At 75.4% G+C, this 1,387-nt stretch carries 2 protein-coding genes; one reads left to right on the top strand and one right to left on the bottom strand.

The annotated features are described in order from the left end of the window. Window positions 1-194, top strand: a 194-nt coding sequence (locus E1283_RS37885; RefSeq protein ID WP_165956378.1) for a hypothetical protein, incomplete at its 5' end; no start/stop codon positions are given. On the opposite strand, the gene E1283_RS36225 is transcribed toward E1283_RS37885, so the two are convergent. After that, window positions 184-1,387, bottom strand: a 1,204-nt coding sequence (locus tag E1283_RS36225; RefSeq protein ID WP_341829988.1) for a cytochrome P450 family protein, incomplete at its 5' end; no start/stop codon positions are given. The genes E1283_RS37885 and E1283_RS36225 overlap by 11 nt on opposite strands.

The following is a 1,387-nucleotide window of genomic DNA, read 5'->3' as shown; positions in this document are numbered from 1 at the left end:
GGGTCGAATGGGGCGGTACTCAGGAGCTGCCGGAGCTCGACCGGCTGTCGCCGGCGCAGCAGATGGGGATCGCCTGTGTGCGCTGCGGCCGGCGGCTCGGGGCGTCCGGGCGGCGGGTGGGGACGCTGCGAGACCGGTGGGGGCACGCGTTCGTGCTGTGGATCTGCGCGCCGCACTGCCCGCTCAGGCGGTGAACGGCCGGTCCCGGCGGAGCGGGAGGGAGGCCAGCGCGTGGGAGCGGAAGCTGGTGCGCCAGCGCGCCGACTCTGGGGCCGGGCGCGGGAATCGGGGGAGCAGGGTGGTCAGCGCGACCTCCAGCTCCAGGCGGGCGAGCGGGGCGCCCAGGCAGTAGTGCATGCCGTGGCCCAGCGCGAGTTGCGGGCCGTGGTCGGTGCGGCGGACGTCGAACGACTCGGGGTCCGCGTAGCGCTCCGGGTCGCGGTTGGCTGAGGCCAGGCAGAGCAGGACGGTCTCGCCGGTCGGCACCACGGTGCCGGCGATGTCCAGGTCCTCGGTGGCGAAGCGGCGGATCGCCATCAGGTTCGGGTGGGCGTGGCGCAGGAACTCCTCGACGGCGCCCGGGACCAGGGCGGGTTCCGCGCGCAGCGCGGCCAGCTGCCCGGGGTCCCGGGACAGCGCCGACAGGCCCGCCGAGAGGGTGTGTTGCACGTTCTCGATACCGGCGCCCAGGATCAGGAAGGCGAGCGAGACGAGTTCGTCCTCGGAGAGCCGGTCGCCCTCGTCGCGCGCCGCGACCAGCGCGGAGAGCACGTCGTCGCCCGGTGCCGCGCGGCGGGCCGCGACCAGTTCGGTGAGGTAGCGGTGGATGGCGGCGATCGCGGCCCCCGTGGCGTGCCGGTCGGTGGGCGCGATCACGGTTCCGACCCACTCGGCGAACGGCGCCCGGTCGCCCTCGGGCAGCGCGAACAGGTCGCTGATCACGGCGAGCGGCAGCGGGGTGGCGAACTCGGCGACCAGGTCGTCCCCGAGCCCGGCGGCCAGCCGCTCGGCGGTGGCGGTGACCGACGGGCGCAGCGCCGCCACCTGGCGCGGCGTGAAGCCCTGCGAGACCAGCCGGCGGAGCCGCAGATGGTCGGCCGGATCGATGTTCAGCAGGTTGCGGTCCAGCGCGGCCGGCAGCGAGAAGCCGGCGTAACCCGTGGTGGAGTGCCGCTTGTTGACGGAGAGCCGGTCGTCCGCGAGCGTGGGGGCACCTCCCAGCGTTAGCTGGGGGAGGGCGCACCTCGGCGTCCCGGGTGACGATCCAGGCCCGGGTGCCGTCCGGGAGCGTGACGTGGTGCACGGGCGACGCCTCGCGCAGCCGCGCCAGCGTCCCGTACGGGTCGCGGACGAAGTCGTCGGTGAAGGGGGCCAGGGGGGCCAGGGG

This window comes from Streptomyces hainanensis (genome assembly GCF_004348415.1).
In the GTDB taxonomy this organism is placed as follows: Bacteria; Actinomycetota; Actinomycetes; order Streptomycetales; family Streptomycetaceae; genus Streptomyces; species Streptomyces hainanensis.
Note: the sequence above shows the minus strand (reverse complement) of the source record. Positions and strands in the feature narration are given on the sequence as shown.